At 44.4% G+C, this 14,300-nt stretch carries 11 protein-coding genes, 1 tRNA gene and 3 pseudogenes; 8 read left to right on the top strand and 7 right to left on the bottom strand.

Annotation, left to right across the window (positions count from 1 at the left end; all coding sequences use genetic code 11):
• Nucleotides 1–60 precede the first annotated feature (60 nt).
• From VL20_RS09095 to VL20_RS09085, 3 genes are read right to left on the bottom strand one after another with little or no spacing between them, the layout of a single operon-like run.
• Complete coding sequence (locus tag VL20_RS09095; RefSeq protein ID WP_052276301.1) at nucleotides 61–1,344, bottom strand: hypothetical protein; 1,284 nt, start codon at nucleotides 1,342–1,344, stop codon at nucleotides 61–63.
• 24 nt (nucleotides 1,345–1,368) lie between these two features.
• Complete coding sequence (locus VL20_RS09090; protein WP_052276300.1) at nucleotides 1,369–2,352, bottom strand: hypothetical protein; 984 nt, start codon at nucleotides 2,350–2,352, stop codon at nucleotides 1,369–1,371.
• 34 nt (nucleotides 2,353–2,386) lie between these two features.
• Nucleotides 2,387–3,418: a hypothetical protein gene (locus tag VL20_RS09085; protein ID WP_052276299.1), complete on the bottom strand. Its 1,032-nt coding sequence runs from the start codon at nucleotides 3,416–3,418 to the stop codon at nucleotides 2,387–2,389.
• Nucleotides 3,419–3,964: 546 nt separating this feature from the next.
• On the opposite strand from VL20_RS09085, the gene VL20_RS09080 reads away from it, so the two are divergent.
• From VL20_RS09080 to VL20_RS09065, 4 genes and pseudogenes are all read left to right on the top strand, one after another.
• Nucleotides 3,965–4,822 (top strand): IS5-like element ISMae4 family transposase, encoded by an 858-nt coding sequence (locus VL20_RS09080; RefSeq protein ID WP_052278419.1) that lies wholly within the window; start codon nucleotides 3,965–3,967, stop codon nucleotides 4,820–4,822.
• Between the two features lie 321 nt (nucleotides 4,823–5,143).
• Nucleotides 5,144–5,569, top strand: a pseudogene (locus VL20_RS09075) (transposase family protein); the annotation flags it as partial.
• A 249-nt stretch (nucleotides 5,570–5,818) separates the two neighbouring features.
• On the top strand, nucleotides 5,819–6,817 hold the full coding sequence (locus tag VL20_RS09070; protein ID WP_052275630.1) for an IS630-like element ISMae24 family transposase: 999 nt from the start codon (nucleotides 5,819–5,821) through the stop codon (nucleotides 6,815–6,817).
• A 17-nt stretch (nucleotides 6,818–6,834) separates the two neighbouring features.
• Nucleotides 6,835–7,578, top strand: a pseudogene (locus tag VL20_RS09065) (ISL3 family transposase); the annotation flags it as partial.
• Nucleotides 7,579–8,043: 465 nt separating this feature from the next.
• Here VL20_RS09065 and VL20_RS09060 read toward each other — a convergent pair.
• A tRNA-Leu gene (locus VL20_RS09060) sits at nucleotides 8,044–8,126 on the bottom strand.
• A 73-nt stretch (nucleotides 8,127–8,199) separates the two neighbouring features.
• On the opposite strand from VL20_RS09060, the gene lgt reads away from it, so the two are divergent.
• Nucleotides 8,200–9,051, top strand: coding sequence for a prolipoprotein diacylglyceryl transferase (gene lgt, locus VL20_RS09055; RefSeq protein ID WP_052276297.1), 852 nt, complete (start codon nucleotides 8,200–8,202; stop codon nucleotides 9,049–9,051).
• A 12-nt stretch (nucleotides 9,052–9,063) separates the two neighbouring features.
• Nucleotides 9,064–10,014 (top strand): branched-chain amino acid ABC transporter permease, encoded by a 951-nt coding sequence (locus tag VL20_RS09050; protein WP_002757675.1) that lies wholly within the window; start codon nucleotides 9,064–9,066, stop codon nucleotides 10,012–10,014.
• A gap of 6 nt (nucleotides 10,015–10,020) precedes the next feature.
• Here VL20_RS09050 and VL20_RS09045 read toward each other — a convergent pair whose 3' ends face one another.
• The 3 genes from VL20_RS09045 to VL20_RS09035 all read right to left on the bottom strand — a co-directional run bounded on the left by VL20_RS09045 (nucleotide 10,021) and on the right by VL20_RS09035 (nucleotide 12,510).
• A complete protein-coding gene (locus VL20_RS09045; protein ID WP_052276296.1) occupies nucleotides 10,021–11,019 on the bottom strand; it encodes a Gfo/Idh/MocA family protein in 999 nt (332 codons plus the stop codon).
• A gap of 278 nt (nucleotides 11,020–11,297) precedes the next feature.
• The gene (locus tag VL20_RS09040) at nucleotides 11,298–11,573 is read right to left on the bottom strand and encodes a hypothetical protein (RefSeq protein ID WP_052276295.1); all 276 of its coding nucleotides are present in this window, start codon (nucleotides 11,571–11,573) and stop codon (nucleotides 11,298–11,300) included.
• Between the two features lie 376 nt (nucleotides 11,574–11,949).
• A complete protein-coding gene (locus VL20_RS09035; protein ID WP_052276294.1) occupies nucleotides 11,950–12,510 on the bottom strand; it encodes a DciA family protein in 561 nt (186 codons plus the stop codon).
• 78 nt (nucleotides 12,511–12,588) lie between these two features.
• On the opposite strand from VL20_RS09035, the pseudogene VL20_RS09030 reads away from it, so the two are divergent.
• Both VL20_RS09030 and VL20_RS09025 read left to right on the top strand, forming a co-directional pair.
• A pseudogene (locus VL20_RS09030) lies at nucleotides 12,589–13,483 on the top strand (hypothetical protein).
• A gap of 22 nt (nucleotides 13,484–13,505) precedes the next feature.
• Nucleotides 13,506–14,162, top strand: a complete 657-nt coding sequence (locus VL20_RS09025; RefSeq protein ID WP_052276293.1) for a PspA/IM30 family protein — start codon at nucleotides 13,506–13,508, stop codon at nucleotides 14,160–14,162.
• The last annotated feature ends 138 nt before the right edge of the window (nucleotides 14,163–14,300 follow it).

Raw genomic sequence — 14,300 nt, 5'->3', positions numbered from 1 at the left:
CAAGGAAAAAAGGTGTTGGGGTTGTTTCAGTGATCAGTTATCCCCTATATTCCTAAGTTTTCAGAGCAAAGCGGCTTGTATTTCTTTAAAACTGGGTGAAGATGGGGGAATAGGGGAGGTAAGATGATTAATAACCCGATTGGATAACTGACGGGCGGGAATTTGACCAGTAGCGAGGGCATAACTAGCGGCGCTGACCAGAAATCGCGGCGGTAAATCGGGGGGAACCTCTCCGTGGACTAATTGTCTAGCACCAGCTTGAATCGCTTTTTCATCATCTTCAGAAAAAGGAATAATATCCGCCAGGGCCTGTTGGGCGAGATTGCGACGGGTTTGATAGGCAATTTCATCCACCAGATGGGGAATTAACAATTCCGAGGTGGTTAACAGACGTGCCGGCAGACGGTGAAAACGATTAGGGTTATAGAGTTGCTGCCAGACGCGCCGTAAGCGATCGCCCTCTTGACCAAATCCCATCCGTCGCAACATTTCCGCTAAGATCAAAATCCTCAGATATGCCGTCGGGTGCGCTCCTCCGGGACGATAGGTAAGGGTACGGGGAGCGGGATGAGCCAGAAAAAGTGCCATTCCCCAGGCCGCAGCTGGACCTGCTAATAAAATCGCCGCTAAATCGGCAAAAACTTCCTTATGCCAGCGTCCGTAGATGCGAGTAATACTGGGGTCGCCACTGGTGCCGAGAATGCGACGGATCACCGCTTGACGATTTTCCTGCCAGATACCCAGATCCGCTTGCAGATTGTGGGCTACTTCGTGGATAAAGACCGGTTGCCAAGGATTATCTCGATCCCAAGGAATCCGGATAATCGGGAAGGGATTAGGTTCTCCCAAAAGACGAGTCAGCAAAACTCCACGACGCATGGTAGCAGGCGAGAAACCGTGTTCCATATAACACAAGGGTTTGAGCATCGGTGCGCGAAATAATCCCGGGGAGGACTCGCGAACAGCCCGATAACAATCGATCGCGATCAGATCATGGGCGGCGAGAGCGGCGGCAAAAGAGGAACCCCTTTGACTAAAAATTTCAAAAAATAGGCCAAAACTACGGCGAGCGCGGTCAATTTCCCGTTCTACCAGTGCTATATCGATTAAAACTCGCTCTATCGGTGACTCGTTCCACGTCCCTTGTAGATGCTGAAGACGACGCTGAATTTGGCGATCAATCTTAGCCAGACGTTGATTAGCTGCCCGAAAATGGTCGGGAGAGGGAGCGTAGGGTAAATCTTGGGGGCGAATCCCCACGGAAGCATAATTTACCCTGACTAGACGACGCGCTCGCGCCGTTAGATCTAAAATTTTATTGTGTAGAAAAGCTCTCGTTCCCATACTGCCCCCATTGCGGTTGGTTGCCTAACTGCCTTGAATGCGAATAGTTACCGGTCCGCGCAGACGATAGCTATGGCTACGGCCACAGGTGGGGCAAGGTCGTCCCCCGGACATCGATTGCCGGCCGGGGCGATGCGGACTCGGGCCAGATGTGGTCGTGAGCGGACGGGCTAAACGGCGCACGGTGCGAGGACTTTGGGCGACTCGGGCGGCGGCACGACGCACGGCAGGGGCCACGGACCGGGCGGGTAAACCTCTTTGGGCAACGGTACGACTAACACCGCGCACAATGCGAGGCACGGCTCTAGCGGCGGCCGGCCCTTGACGACGGGCGAGGGTGCGTGTAGCTTGGCTGACACTACTGACCAATTGCCGGCGAGTTTGCCGCGGTAGTCGCGAGATATTGGGCATAGCGGTCCGCAGGGCAACGGCGGAAACAAAGGGAGCGGCCGCATCGATCGCATCTTCCGTCTCGGCCAGGTCAAATAAGTCCTCCAAAGCCTCAAACTCATCGGCCTCATCAGCCAAAAGTCTTCCGGCCACGTTGGCAATACGTCCGATTAATTGCGCTTGCGGTAGGGGAATCATACTGGCGATCGGTCCGACCACGCGGGCTACGGAACCAATTCCCCGGCCCACTCTTCCAGCAACTTGTCCGACTCTGCGTCCCACATTGCGAGCGATGCGTCCCAAGCGTCGGAAAAACTCGTCCGTGTCCTCCTCGGCCAGGGCATCGGCCAGGGCATCCTCCAGGGCATCGAAACCAGAATCGTAGCCCTGTTCTCCCCAGTCTTCCATCTCGTCAAATCCCTGACCACTACCGAGCATCGATCCGATGCCGCGAATTAAACCACCGATAAAGGCATCATCATCGGCTTCGGCCAGATCGTATTCCCCGAATTCATCCCCGGCATCGTAACTATCGTAATAGTCGCCCCTTTGGGCGGGGCCTTCCACTTGATCGTAAAACAAGTCATCCATGACATCGGTTTCAAAGGCTTGATACATGATTTTTCTCTCCTAATTGCAAGGGCAGAAATAGCTATAGGCGCGTGATCATAATTTCCACCGGTCCTTGTAGTCTTAGGCGCTGGGGCAGACCACCGCGACTGGGGCCGGGGCGAACAGAAGTTCTTCTCATCCCCGGGGCGGGACGGGATAACTGCCGTACTAAACGGGGTTGCGCCGCCACTCTCGCCCCGGTTTGTCGGATAGCTTGCGGTAAGCGACTGGGGGATAAACGACGACGAGCGGCGGTTTGTCCGACACTCTGAGCTATTCTCGGCAAAGCTCGCAGGGCAGCTGGTCCCTGACGGCGCACTAGATTTCGAGCCACTTGGGTGGTACTGTGAACGATCTGACGACGGAGAGGACTACTGAGGGCGGCACGGCGCAGCACCGGTCTAACCATAGTGCGGGCTGCTATACCAGCTATTACGGGTAAAGCCTCATCTAGCTCCTCATCGGCAAATAAATCAGCTAAGTCTTCTAGGGCATCCAATTCATCAAAGCCCTGGGCGGCATACTGTTGCAGCAGTGGTGCTATTTGCCCCAAAATGCTGGCCAAGGGATTGGCAGCGCGTCCGGCACGTCCCGCCACTCGCTGCACTTGGCCTGCCACTCGCTGCACCTGTCCAGCTACTCGTCCGGCAGTTTGGACCGCCCGTCCCACCCCCCGGGCTACCCGGCTGGCAGTGGTGGCTCCCCGACGGGCTGCCCCCGCCACCCGGCTAATTCCTCCTAATAATTGTCGGAAAAATTCATCGCTGTCTTCCGCGTCTAGGGCATCGGCAACGGCTTCTTCTAGGGCATCCCAATCATTGACTCCGCTATCGATGAGGTAATCATCGCCGAAATCTTCCCCTAATTCCGCCTCGTATTCGTCTTCTCCCAGAAAGCCCTCTCCTCCCATATCTTCCCATCCTAATTGGTCTTCGCCAAAACTGTCTTCGGCTTCAAATCCTTCAAAACCTTCGCTTTCCATACCTTCCCAAGCATCGAAGGCTCCCTCATCGGCAAAGGAGGAATTAGCGGCTAAGTCCTCCATAACATCACTTTCAAAAGGCTGATCCATATAAGTACCTTCCTGAGCGCAAGTAGTCGCTAAAATGTCGATAAAATTAAGAACAATTTCGACAGAATTAGGTCTGACCTAACCTTGTCTGTCTTCTCGTATTCCACATCGAGAGCTAGAGCGAGATCTTGCTAAGGAGTATTTTGCTATCTAGCTCTCTATTACTGTTTAGGATAGATTGTTCCTCTCCCTCTTACCAGTCACACGATCTAGGTCACTTATTTGGTGTAACTCATTTAAGGGACGTTATACCAATTTCAATAGTCGTGACTGACATCTGCAAGCCCAATTCTTCTCTCAGAGCGTAATTGCGCCTTAGAATAGACCTCTTGCAAAAATCAAAAATTGTTGTGAGGGTTAGGAGTCAGTAGTCAGGAGAATTAAGAATGAATAATAATCAATTAAATGCTCTATTTAGTGATTAGACCTCTTGCATAATTTTTTTATGGTATAATATAAGGTTTTGCTTTTTTCTCAATTCTTAGATTGAAGTGGAAAAAAGAATAAAATGTGATCTTAGGTCAGGAAATCATCTATAATTTTGCTATGTTTATTAGCAAAATTATGGATTATCAAAACTTATCAGATGAACAATTCAAACGCCGTTTCGGTGTGTATAAACAAACATATAGAAAGATGGTAGAATCAGTAAAAAGTGTTGAAGCCGACTCTAATTCACCATCTAAAAGGAGACCGAAACCTAAACTATCTATAGAAGAACAAGTTTTAGTAACGTTAGAATATTGGCGAGAATATAGAACATATTTTCACATTGGTACAAGCTGGGAACTATCAGAATCAACTATATGTCGGATTGTAAATAAGACGGAAAAAATGCTTTTACAATCGGGAAACTTCCGTTTAAAAGGAAAAAAAGCTTTACTCAATCAAGCAGAGATACCGGTCGTAACGGTAATGGATGTAACGGAAACTCCCATTGAACGCCCCAAAAAGAAACAGAAAGATTTTTTGGGGGGTAAAAGAGGTTATCATACTTTAAAATCCCAATTAGTAGCTGATCAAAATACCGAGGAAATTATCTGTGTCTTTTGTGGTAAAGGTAGAGGTCATGATTTTAGTTTATTTAAAAAAAGTCGAGTTCGTTTTCATCCTTTAACTACCAGCATAGAAGACAGTGGTTATCAGGGAATAGCTGCATACCATAGTAATAGTTATACACCGAAAAAGAAATCGAAAAATAGAAAATTAACAGAGTTAGAAAAAGAGTATAACAAGGCTTTAGCCAAAGAAAGGATTATCATTGAACATATAAATAGGAAACTCAAAATCTTTAAAATCTTATCCTGTAAATATCGGAATCGTCGTCGAAGATATAGTTTAAGAGTTAACTTGTTGGCGGCTATTTATAACTGTGAGTTAGGGATAGGTATAGCAGCTTCTTAAAAGTTGCCTAAAGATTAATCAAGTCAAGGAGAATTTATTCTCAATTATAAAAATTGAGATAGTTTGTGCTGCTTAAATAAAGAGGTTTTGATAACCAAATTAAAGCATATCTAAAGAGTTTTGAGTTAAAAGTTAAACTTCAAGTTTTCATTCAGGACTAATGTACTGGTTAACTAATTTTTTGGGGAAAATTAGTTAACCCATCATTATAACATATAATTAATTTGCAAGAGTTCTATTTTATGCAATTTTATGCCTTTTTGGCTCTTCTAGGTTCTGTGTGAGCATGGTATAATAGTAACACAGAACAGGAGGTGGGTTATGTGGATAAATTTTGATCAACTCCTCGATTTACCAAATGTAACAGTGGTCAATTATCAAAAAATTGCTCAGACAATTTTCCTAAAGCTTGCTCTTTTAAATGAAACAATTGAATGTCCGAATTGCCATCAAACCTTAGACAGAATCAATCAGACAGAGTATAATCTAGTCAGAGACTTGTCAATATTAGGTAATCCAGTATATTTAGAAGTACCACGCCGTCAGTTTCATTGTCAAAAGTGCCAAAAGTATATCAGCGAAAGACTGAGTTTTATGAGATTAAGACAGCATCATACAATTCGCTATGAATCGATGATTTATGAGAGAGTAAAAAATTGTAGCATCGAAGAAATAAGTCGAGAAGAAGGGTTAGGATGGTCAGAAGTTGAGTTAATATTTAATCACTGTGCTAAAGAACTAGAAAAGGGTTCTTCGGTTTGTCTTATGCAACGGACAGGATTATAAGAGATGAAACCCTTATAGAGAAAGATATTTGGCGATTTTTGTCAATTGTTTTTGATCTAGAGCGAACTAATCAATTAAATCTCTTGCCAGATAAGGATTTAGTCGATTTATGCCCCCCTATCGAACCATAAGTAGTCATGCAAAATTAATTACCCAAATAAAAAATTAAGAAGTATAATACATAAAAAAACGAAGCAGCAGGAAAATACAATGAGATTGATTAGAGACCTAAACCCCGAGAGCCAGAAAATGCTAGAGAGAATTTATCGAGCTAGTAAACATCATCAAGTAAGAGAGCGAGCGAAATGTATACTCTTAAGTTTTCAGGGAACCACGATAGAAGAATTGAGCGGAATATTTGGAGTTACGAGAAAGACCATCTATAATTGGTTGACGGCCTGGGAAGATAGAAAACTAATTGGTTTTTATAATCGTCGAGGAAGAGGGAGAAAACCTAAATTGACAGAAGCACAAGGTCAACAAGTTATTGACTGGGTAAAAGAAGAACCGAAAAGCTTAAAAAAAATCCAGATAAAAATTGTAGAAGAATGGAAATTAACCGTAAGCAAAGACACGATAAAAAGACTCATAAAAAAAATCAACATGAGGTGGAAAAGGGTGAGAAGAGGGGTCGCCAAAACCCCTGATGAGTGGGAGCTTGAGGTCAAACTACCTATTTTAGAAGAACTAAAAAAACAGGAAAAAAGAGGAGAGATTGAGATAGGATATTTGGATGAAATGGGATGGGATTCAAAGCCTTGTATTCCTTACGCTTGGCAAGAAGAAAAAACCACGATAAAGTTACCACCAATTGAAGGTAAAAGACTAAATATTTTAGGAATAATGAAACGAGATAATCAATTATTTTATGAGACACAGGTCGGAACGGTTACTAGCGAGATAGTTATTAATTTTCTGGATAAATATTGCCAAAATATACAGAAAAAAACCGTCATAATAATTGACCAAGCTTCCATTCATACCAGCGAGGCATTTATGGAGAAACTTGAGGAATGGGAAAAGAAAAACTTGAAAATATTTTGGTTGCCCACTTATTCACCTCATTTAAATTTAATTGAAATATTATGGAGATTTTTAAAATATGAATGGATTGAATTTAGCGCCTATAAAGACCGAAAGAGCCTCCTCGCTTACGTTAAAAAAGTGCTGGACAATTTTGGAGGCGAGTATGTAATTAATTTTGCCTAGGTACTTACCAAGTAACGAAGAGCCTAGAAAAGGAAGAGTGGGAAGCACCAGAACGAATAAGCTTAGATGAATTTAGTAACTTAAAAGGACATAAAGATTTCATCACAACGGTCGTAGATATGGACAAGAAAATTTTACTAGATGTGATTAAAGGACATAAGCAAGAAGAATTAATGGAAGCCTTAAAAGCACAGCCAGACGCAGTTCGGGAGAAAGTGAAAGAAGTGAGCGTCGATATGTGGTCAGGATTTACAGCAGTGATCAAGGAATTATTTCCCAATGCTAAAATCATCTATGACCGTTTTCATGTAATGGCTATCATCAATGACGAGCTTAATAAATTGAGAAAGTTAATGGGGGTGCATGAAAAAGGATTACCTCATTTATTATGGAAGAATAAAGAGGACTTAAAGGACGAGCAAAAACAACAACTAGAAGTTATCTTAAAAGAACATCCATGCTTAGGAATAGCCGGGGAAATGAAAGAAGAAATTAGACAAATTTATCAAAGTAGTAGAACGTTCAGAGGTGCTGAGAGAAAATTGGAAAAATGGATAAGAATAGGCGGGATATTATATCAAAGTAGTGCCAGGATGATCCAGAAGCATTTGCCAGGTATTTGTAATTACTTTGAAAATCAGACAACCAACGGATTAATTGAGGGAATGAATACCAAAATAAAGCTTATTAAAAGAATGAGTTATGGATTTACCAATTTTGAACATCTTCGACTTAAGCTGTTTGCTTGCTTTAATTCATAACAAAAATTAACACACGAAAACCAGAAGAGCCTATTTTTCTCATTTTTGAACCATCAAAAATTAATTAGGCAAGAGGTTTAATGACCAACTAAGTCTGTCATTACTTTTGCAAAATGATATTAGACTTCCTCTAAAAAATTTTAAAACCTCTGGTTGAGTCAGCATTGTCTGAGTCAGCCGTCAAAAGGAAAAAATAAGTAGTCATGCAAAATAAATTTCCTAGTGAAGACAGGCAAGAGGCAATAGGCAAGAGGCAAAAGCTTTATCGAAATGTGTAATTAATTTTGCTTAGGTACTTACAAACCAAAGAGTTTTTGAACTGAAAGAATCCTTATTTATCGAACAAAATGCCTGAATTTACTAAAACGAGAAGTCGCCTCTCTCCTGAATCGGTAAGAAGTCTTTGTTTTGGGTCGTCGGTCGTCAATACCAAATCAGGTTACACTTCATCGACCCGAAGGTTAATGCGGATGGAGGGACTCGAACCCACACATCAAAAAGATACTAGAACCTAAATCTAGCGCGTCTACCAATTCCGCCACATCCGCAAATGTATTACCGTATTCAATCATAGCATAAGATACTATAGGAAAGATAAAATTTTTTATTCTTAATAATTTTATGCTCTTAGGTTTTGTCTTTCAGTCCCCCGGCCCGATCCTCTGGGAGATCGGACCGATTTCGGTGCGCTGGTATGGATTTCTCATCGCTATGGCGGTATTATTGGGTGTCACCCTCTCCCAGTACCTCGCCCAAAAAAGAGCGATCAATCCCGATTTAATCGCTGATTTGGCTATTTGGTTAGTAGTGGGGGCCATACCTGCAGCCCGTTTGTACTATGTTCTCTTTCAGTGGCAAGAATACGCGCAAAATCCTGCTGATATTATCGCCATTTGGAAGGGAGGTATCGCTATTCACGGGGCAATTATCGGGGGTTTGCTGGCAGCCCTAATCTTTGCTCGCATTAATCGAGTTTCTCTTTGGCAATTACTCGATCTGGTGGCTCCTTCAGTTATTCTCGGTCAAGCGATTGGACGTTGGGGTAACTTTTTTAATTCGGAAGCTTTTGGCAGTCCGACTAATTTACCTTGGAGGTTGTTTATTCCTCCCGCTAGTCGTCCTTTAAAATATATCACCGTCGATTATTTTCACCCCACTTTTCTCTACGAATCTCTCTGGAATCTGGCAGTTTTTGCCCTACTCATCTATCTATTTTTCTGGGGGTTAAAACACCCCAGTAAATTAAAAATTGGCACCCTTACCCTAGTCTATTTTATCGCCTACAGTCTAGGTAGATTCTGGATCGAGGGACTACGCACCGATAGTTTAATGTTTGGGCTTTTGAAAATGGCACAAATAATTAGTTTGGCGGCGATCGCTGTTGGTATTTTCGGTTTATTCTGGTTATATAAACTGCAGCGTCCTTTACCGGATGTGGTGGCGACCGTCAGTTATAATCAAAAGTTACCCTAGCTAACCCTGACAATGGATCTAGTAACGATTTTTCAACAGGTTTTAAACGGTTTATCGATCGGTAGTGTCTATGCTATTTTTGCCCTCGGTTACACTTTGATTTTTTCCATTTTAGGGATTATCAATTTTGCCCATGGCGCAATTTTTACCCTCGGTGCCTATTTTACCTACGCTCTAGCGGGGGGAGTTTTCGGGTTTAATGGTTTATTGGCTAATGCCAAATTACCCTTTTCCTTACCCTTTTTTTTAGCACTCTTGCTAGGCTGTATCCTTTCAGGTTTCACCTCGGTTCTTCTGGAAAGATTGGCCTTTAAACCCCTCCGGGTACGGGGTTCCGATTCTCTCTTAACTCTGGTTTCTAGCCTAGGGGCAGCCGTGGTGATTGTCAATGTCATTCAATACTTATTCGGGGCAGAAATTTATACTTTTCCCGATGGGATCTATGGCAATCTTCCCCCCGCAATTAATTTCGGTACAGCCGATCGCCCGGTGGCAATTCGCACAATTCAGATTATTATTTTTCTGGTTTCAGCAGTTATGGTAGCTTTACTAACTTACTGGGTTAATTTTACCAAAATGGGCAAAGCTTTACAAGCGGTAGCTGAAGATGTTACCACTGCCAGTTTGTTGGGTATCAATCCCGAAAAATTTATTGTGATTACCTTTTTTATTAGTGGTGCCTTGGCAGGTTTAGCAGGAACTTTAGTCGGTTCTAGTGTTAGTATCGCTGGCCCCTATTTCGGCATTGCTTTCGGATTAAAAGGTTTAGGAGTGATCGTTTTAGGGGGATTGGGAAGTATCCCCGGAGCGGTAATCGGTGGTTTATTATTGGGTATTGCCGAAGCTTTTGTTCCCGCAGAATATTCCGGTTATCGAGAAGCGATCGCTTTTGCTATTCTCTTTATTATGTTGTTAGTTCGTCCCCAGGGTTTACTAGGCAGAAAGTTAATTCAAAAAGTCTAAGTCGGTTTAATTGGCCCCGAGAAAAACTGTTTTTCCCGACAAAGAAGATTGATAGGCAGCATAGGCCACTTCTAGGGCATAAAGACTGGCTTGGGGAGTAACATAAAGAGGAACCCGATCGAACAGATAATCTAGCACCATGGCGGTATCTTTAGCAAAAAGACCACGACGGGTTTCCACTTCTAAAGCTTGGCTACCTTCACTATTAATTAACTGCCCTGTTTCCCCTTCAAAAATTAAGCTGCCCCCCTCACCATGAATAGTGAAAGTTCGCTCATTTTGCCAAAAAACTTCCCCTTTGCCGTAGGTAACTTCGGCAATTAAGCCATTTTTAAATAATAACTGCGCCTCACACAAACAGGCCAGAAAATAATTGGATTCTGGGACATTCCAATAACGACAATGACAGGATACGGACTCCACTTCCCCAAATAAATTAGTAAAGCGATGGATACGAGAAAGAGCAGCAATTAAAGGAAAACCGAATAAATCCCGATGAAATGTCCAGCGCCGGGGTGCTGGTCTGCCGGGGGCGATTGTGGTATAACGGGCTAGGTGGATATTGCCGAGGCTGTCTAAATACTGCTGTTGGGTTTGATGCAGTCCCCCCAAAAGTTCAATATGTTCGACGTGCAGTAATTTGTTCTCGGTTTCGGCTAGGGTGATTAATTCTGCTGCCGCTGCCGGGTGAAAAGCCAGAGGATACTCGACGATAACGTGCTTACCAGATTTTAAGGCAGTACGGGCGATCGAGGCATGGGCCTGATTAACGTTGGCAATGACAATCAGATCGAGATCAGGATGACTGGCCAGGCTTATTGCCGAATCTAGGGCAGAAATTTGGTATTTTTGCGAGAAATTAGCGATTGATTCGGGACTATTACCGCTAAAATACAGAAGCTGGGCGCGATCGTCTGCTTGCAAGCTTTCAGCGCGACGTTGAGCGGCGAACCCTGTGCCAACTATACCAATTTTTAGGGGACGAGGAGAAGTCATCAGGGGCATTCTGGCGACATTAATTATAGGGAAGTGGGGTGCGGGGTGTGGGGTGTGGGGTATGGGGTGTGGGGAGATAGGGGAATTTCAACTAATACCCCAAAACCCTAAAACCCCAACTCTCAACTCCTGAATACTTTCTACAGCAATTCTGCTTTTCCCAGCTTTATCTTAGCAATCAACTCATCTATTATCTCAAAAATAGCGCCCTGAAAGATGTGGGAGGGTGAATTCATATTTTTAATGGGCAACGCCAATTTTTTGCTCCTGTTTAGGACCTAGACACTCTAAACTGCGATCGGTTGTCGGGGAGCATGACGACTAGGGGAAACCACCACGGGAGTGGGCGACACTGCACAGGTTAATTCTAGAGACTGTTCTAAACTAACCACCCGATTGAGTTGTTGCCATTCAGTGCCAAAAGGAGGCATCGCTAGAGCGCAGGCTTTCCAATGAGCTTCGACGGGAACATCTAGTTGTTGACAAGTGCCACCGCGCCGACCTTGGGTTTGATAGTATCGGCAGTATCGACAGGAAGAAGTAAGAAAGTTTGCGGCTTGCATGGGTTGGCTTTAAAAGGAAGATGATTATAAGGAACTCAAGGGATGACTCTCTTTTCGCTCTGTGTAATATTGTCCTACCCCGTGCCAAGGGTATTTTCCTGACTAGCATAGCTAGGACTGATACGCCATATAGTTTTTAGTGATCCCCAAAAAAAATTTTATTTTTAGAATCTTTTAACAGTTACTTTGCAAAAAGCAGCACTGTCTCAAAACAGAGGAGTTTAACTCAGTTGTGGCCGCGGTTATCGGCTCTAGTATCGCCGATAACAAACCGGGGATCAAGCCTTAGCCGAATAGAATTGATGAATACAGGTTCAATTAAGACAGAAAAGATAGTCCTATTGATTCCCGACTCAAAAGCACTCTTTCCACAAGACTATAAAAAAATTGAATCTTTTACTCCGCCCGACTGGGCAAAACAAAAAGCACAACATTGCCAACGCTCAAGCTCTCCGGGGGGACTGGGAGACTGACAACGAGGACAAATCGGCCAGGCTCGATTTCTCTGAAGTATTTTCTGGCTCCAACTCTCTAAACTGTCCGGTTGCTGGGGATTTTCTGGCGGTTTTTCCGGGGTGACATAACTAGGATGATCTCTCAGGGATTTAGGTGCGATCGCTTCTAGAGGAATTAACTGACTATCTTGCTGCCAACGGGCAGCAGAAAAGCGGATATCGCTCAGGGGAGTCTCTAACTGACTATTAAGCCGTTTTAATAAGCTATAGCGTTGTAAAGACAATTCCTGTGCTAAAGTGGCGCTACTGGTAGCCACCGATAAAACCCCGCGATTGAGGGAAAAAGGCCGGGTTTGCTCCAGCAGACGGGGATTAATAATTTTTGGCCATAATTGCAGCACTTGCTCATAGTGGCGATATTCTTCCCAACCCGCCTGTTGAGTAATAGCCGCCAAAATTTTGTCAAGAGAATGTAAAGACATCTGGAAAATCTAGAGAGTACCACGTTAGACTAGGACGAAAAAACCTGCTAACTTTTCAGCATAACCTTTAATACCCTCATGAAATCCGATCGATCCCCATCCTCCCAAGATTTGCCTCTCTCGATCGTCCATCAACCCAGTTCAGCCATCGATCCCGCTCAGGAACCAGAATACCTAGAAGCTGCTGTCATTAACGTCTATCCCCCAGCTAAAGATGTCTTTTTTACCCCTTGGGGCATCCGGGCAATGGTGATCTTTTTAATTGCTAATAGTCTCCTCAGTCTCAATCAATGGTTAACCAGCACCACCCCCACCCCGAGCAAAGCTGAGAATTCCCCCGCGAGCAGCACCCAAATAACTCCCGCCACCTCGAGCGATTGATAGCGATCGCTCGTCCAGTACAGAAAACTCCTCAAACCAGTCCGATCGTTAATATTCCCGCTCCTCCGGTTAAAACTAGCCCGATAACTAACATTCCCGCCCCACCAGTGGTTCAGAGTCCCCCCACCGCTATCAATCTGACTAATGCCCTCTTACCCCCGAATCCGCCACCATCCCCAATGCCGGCCCATCAATTACCCGTCAGTAAGATCAAGCAATCTTTACCCGTCGCCCCCCGGACCCCAGTACCCCTCCAGCATCTTCCCTAGTTTCCGCACCACCACCGCCACCGCCCCAAGTCAACCCCGCCCCCTCGACCGCGATAATTAACGAACGAATGTTAGAGGAATTGCGTCAAAGAGAAGAATCACCCGCTAATTTACCCTTTTTTCAACGGGAAAAAGCCCGTCGTCTGGCTAATCAAAACCGACAGGATGCCACGGAGTTAATGAAACAGTTACCGCCAGAATTACAAGTATCCCCTTCTCCCTCTCCCAGTAGTCCGGCACCCCCAGAAACAGCCGATCCCTCCCAGTCCCCCGTCCCTAGTTCTATCATTATTGATAGGAGCGGCACTTCGGTAAACTATTAGGGTTGGTATCGGGAGGACGGTAATGGGTTTGTTTGAGCGCATGGGCCAAGCAATTCGCGCCCAAGTCAATAGTCTGATTCAGGAAAATCAAGATCCAGAAAAACTGCTGGAAAAGGCGATCTTGGAGATGGAAGGGGAATTGATCCAAATGCGACAAGCCCTGGCGGCAGCCGTCGCTACCCAGAAACGCACCGAGCGCCAACGACAACAACAGGAAAAAGCGGCGCAAACTTGGCACGAACGCGCCCAATTAGCCCTACATCACGGTAACGAGGAACTCGCCCGTCAAGCTCTCAGCCAATGGCAAACCTATCAAAGTCAGATCACCCCCCTACAAACCTCCCTGCAACAACAAACGGCTATTATACAAAAATTAAAGAAAGAACTCTTGACAATTGAACGCAAATATGCTGAGATGAAAGCACAGAAAAGCCTTTATCTGGCCAGATTGCGATCAGCGAGCGCCAGCCAAAAAGCTCAAGAAATTATGGGCAGTTTGAACAGCAGTCAGATGGGGACTATTTTCGAGAAATTAGAAGCAAAAGTCCTAGAAGCCGAATCCCAAGCCGATTTAATCCAGTATAAAGACCCCTTAGAGCGACAATTCCAAGATTTGGAGGGACAAAAACAAATTGAAGCGGAATTACTCAAGTTAAAACAAGAAAACTTGGATGAGTGATGTGGGGTGTGGGGTGTGGGGTGTATTTTCAGTGAACAGTAATCAGTAATCAGTAATCAGTAATCAGTAAACTCACATCTGACTGATGAATACTGACTGCTGATTGCTTCTGTAGTTGATCAGAAATTTGGGTTGAAA

The organism is Microcystis panniformis FACHB-1757, from assembly GCF_001264245.1.
Taxonomy (GTDB): domain Bacteria; phylum Cyanobacteriota; class Cyanobacteriia; order Cyanobacteriales; family Microcystaceae; genus Microcystis; species Microcystis panniformis.
Note: the sequence above shows the minus strand (reverse complement) of the source record. Positions and strands in the feature narration are given on the sequence as shown.

Coding starts and splice junctions, on each gene's coding strand:
- VL20_RS09095 (WP_052276301.1), bottom strand. CDS start 1,344: ATGGGAACGAGAGCTTTTCTACACAATAAAATTTTAGATCTAACGGCG.
- VL20_RS09090 (WP_052276300.1), bottom strand. CDS start 2,352: ATGTATCAAGCCTTTGAAACCGATGTCATGGATGACTTGTTTTACGAT.
- VL20_RS09085 (WP_052276299.1), bottom strand. CDS start 3,418: ATGGATCAGCCTTTTGAAAGTGATGTTATGGAGGACTTAGCCGCTAAT.
- VL20_RS09080 (WP_052278419.1), top strand. CDS start 3,965: ATGTTTATTAGCAAAATTATGGATTATCAAAACTTATCAGATGAACAA.
- VL20_RS09070 (WP_052275630.1), top strand. CDS start 5,819: ATGAGATTGATTAGAGACCTAAACCCCGAGAGCCAGAAAATGCTAGAG.
- lgt (WP_052276297.1), top strand. CDS start 8,200: ATGCTCTTAGGTTTTGTCTTTCAGTCCCCCGGCCCGATCCTCTGGGAG.
- VL20_RS09050 (WP_002757675.1), top strand. CDS start 9,064: ATGGATCTAGTAACGATTTTTCAACAGGTTTTAAACGGTTTATCGATC.
- VL20_RS09045 (WP_052276296.1), bottom strand. CDS start 11,019: ATGCCCCTGATGACTTCTCCTCGTCCCCTAAAAATTGGTATAGTTGGC.
- VL20_RS09040 (WP_052276295.1), bottom strand. CDS start 11,573: ATGCAAGCCGCAAACTTTCTTACTTCTTCCTGTCGATACTGCCGATAC.
- VL20_RS09035 (WP_052276294.1), bottom strand. CDS start 12,510: ATGTCTTTACATTCTCTTGACAAAATTTTGGCGGCTATTACTCAACAG.
- VL20_RS09025 (WP_052276293.1), top strand. CDS start 13,506: ATGGGTTTGTTTGAGCGCATGGGCCAAGCAATTCGCGCCCAAGTCAAT.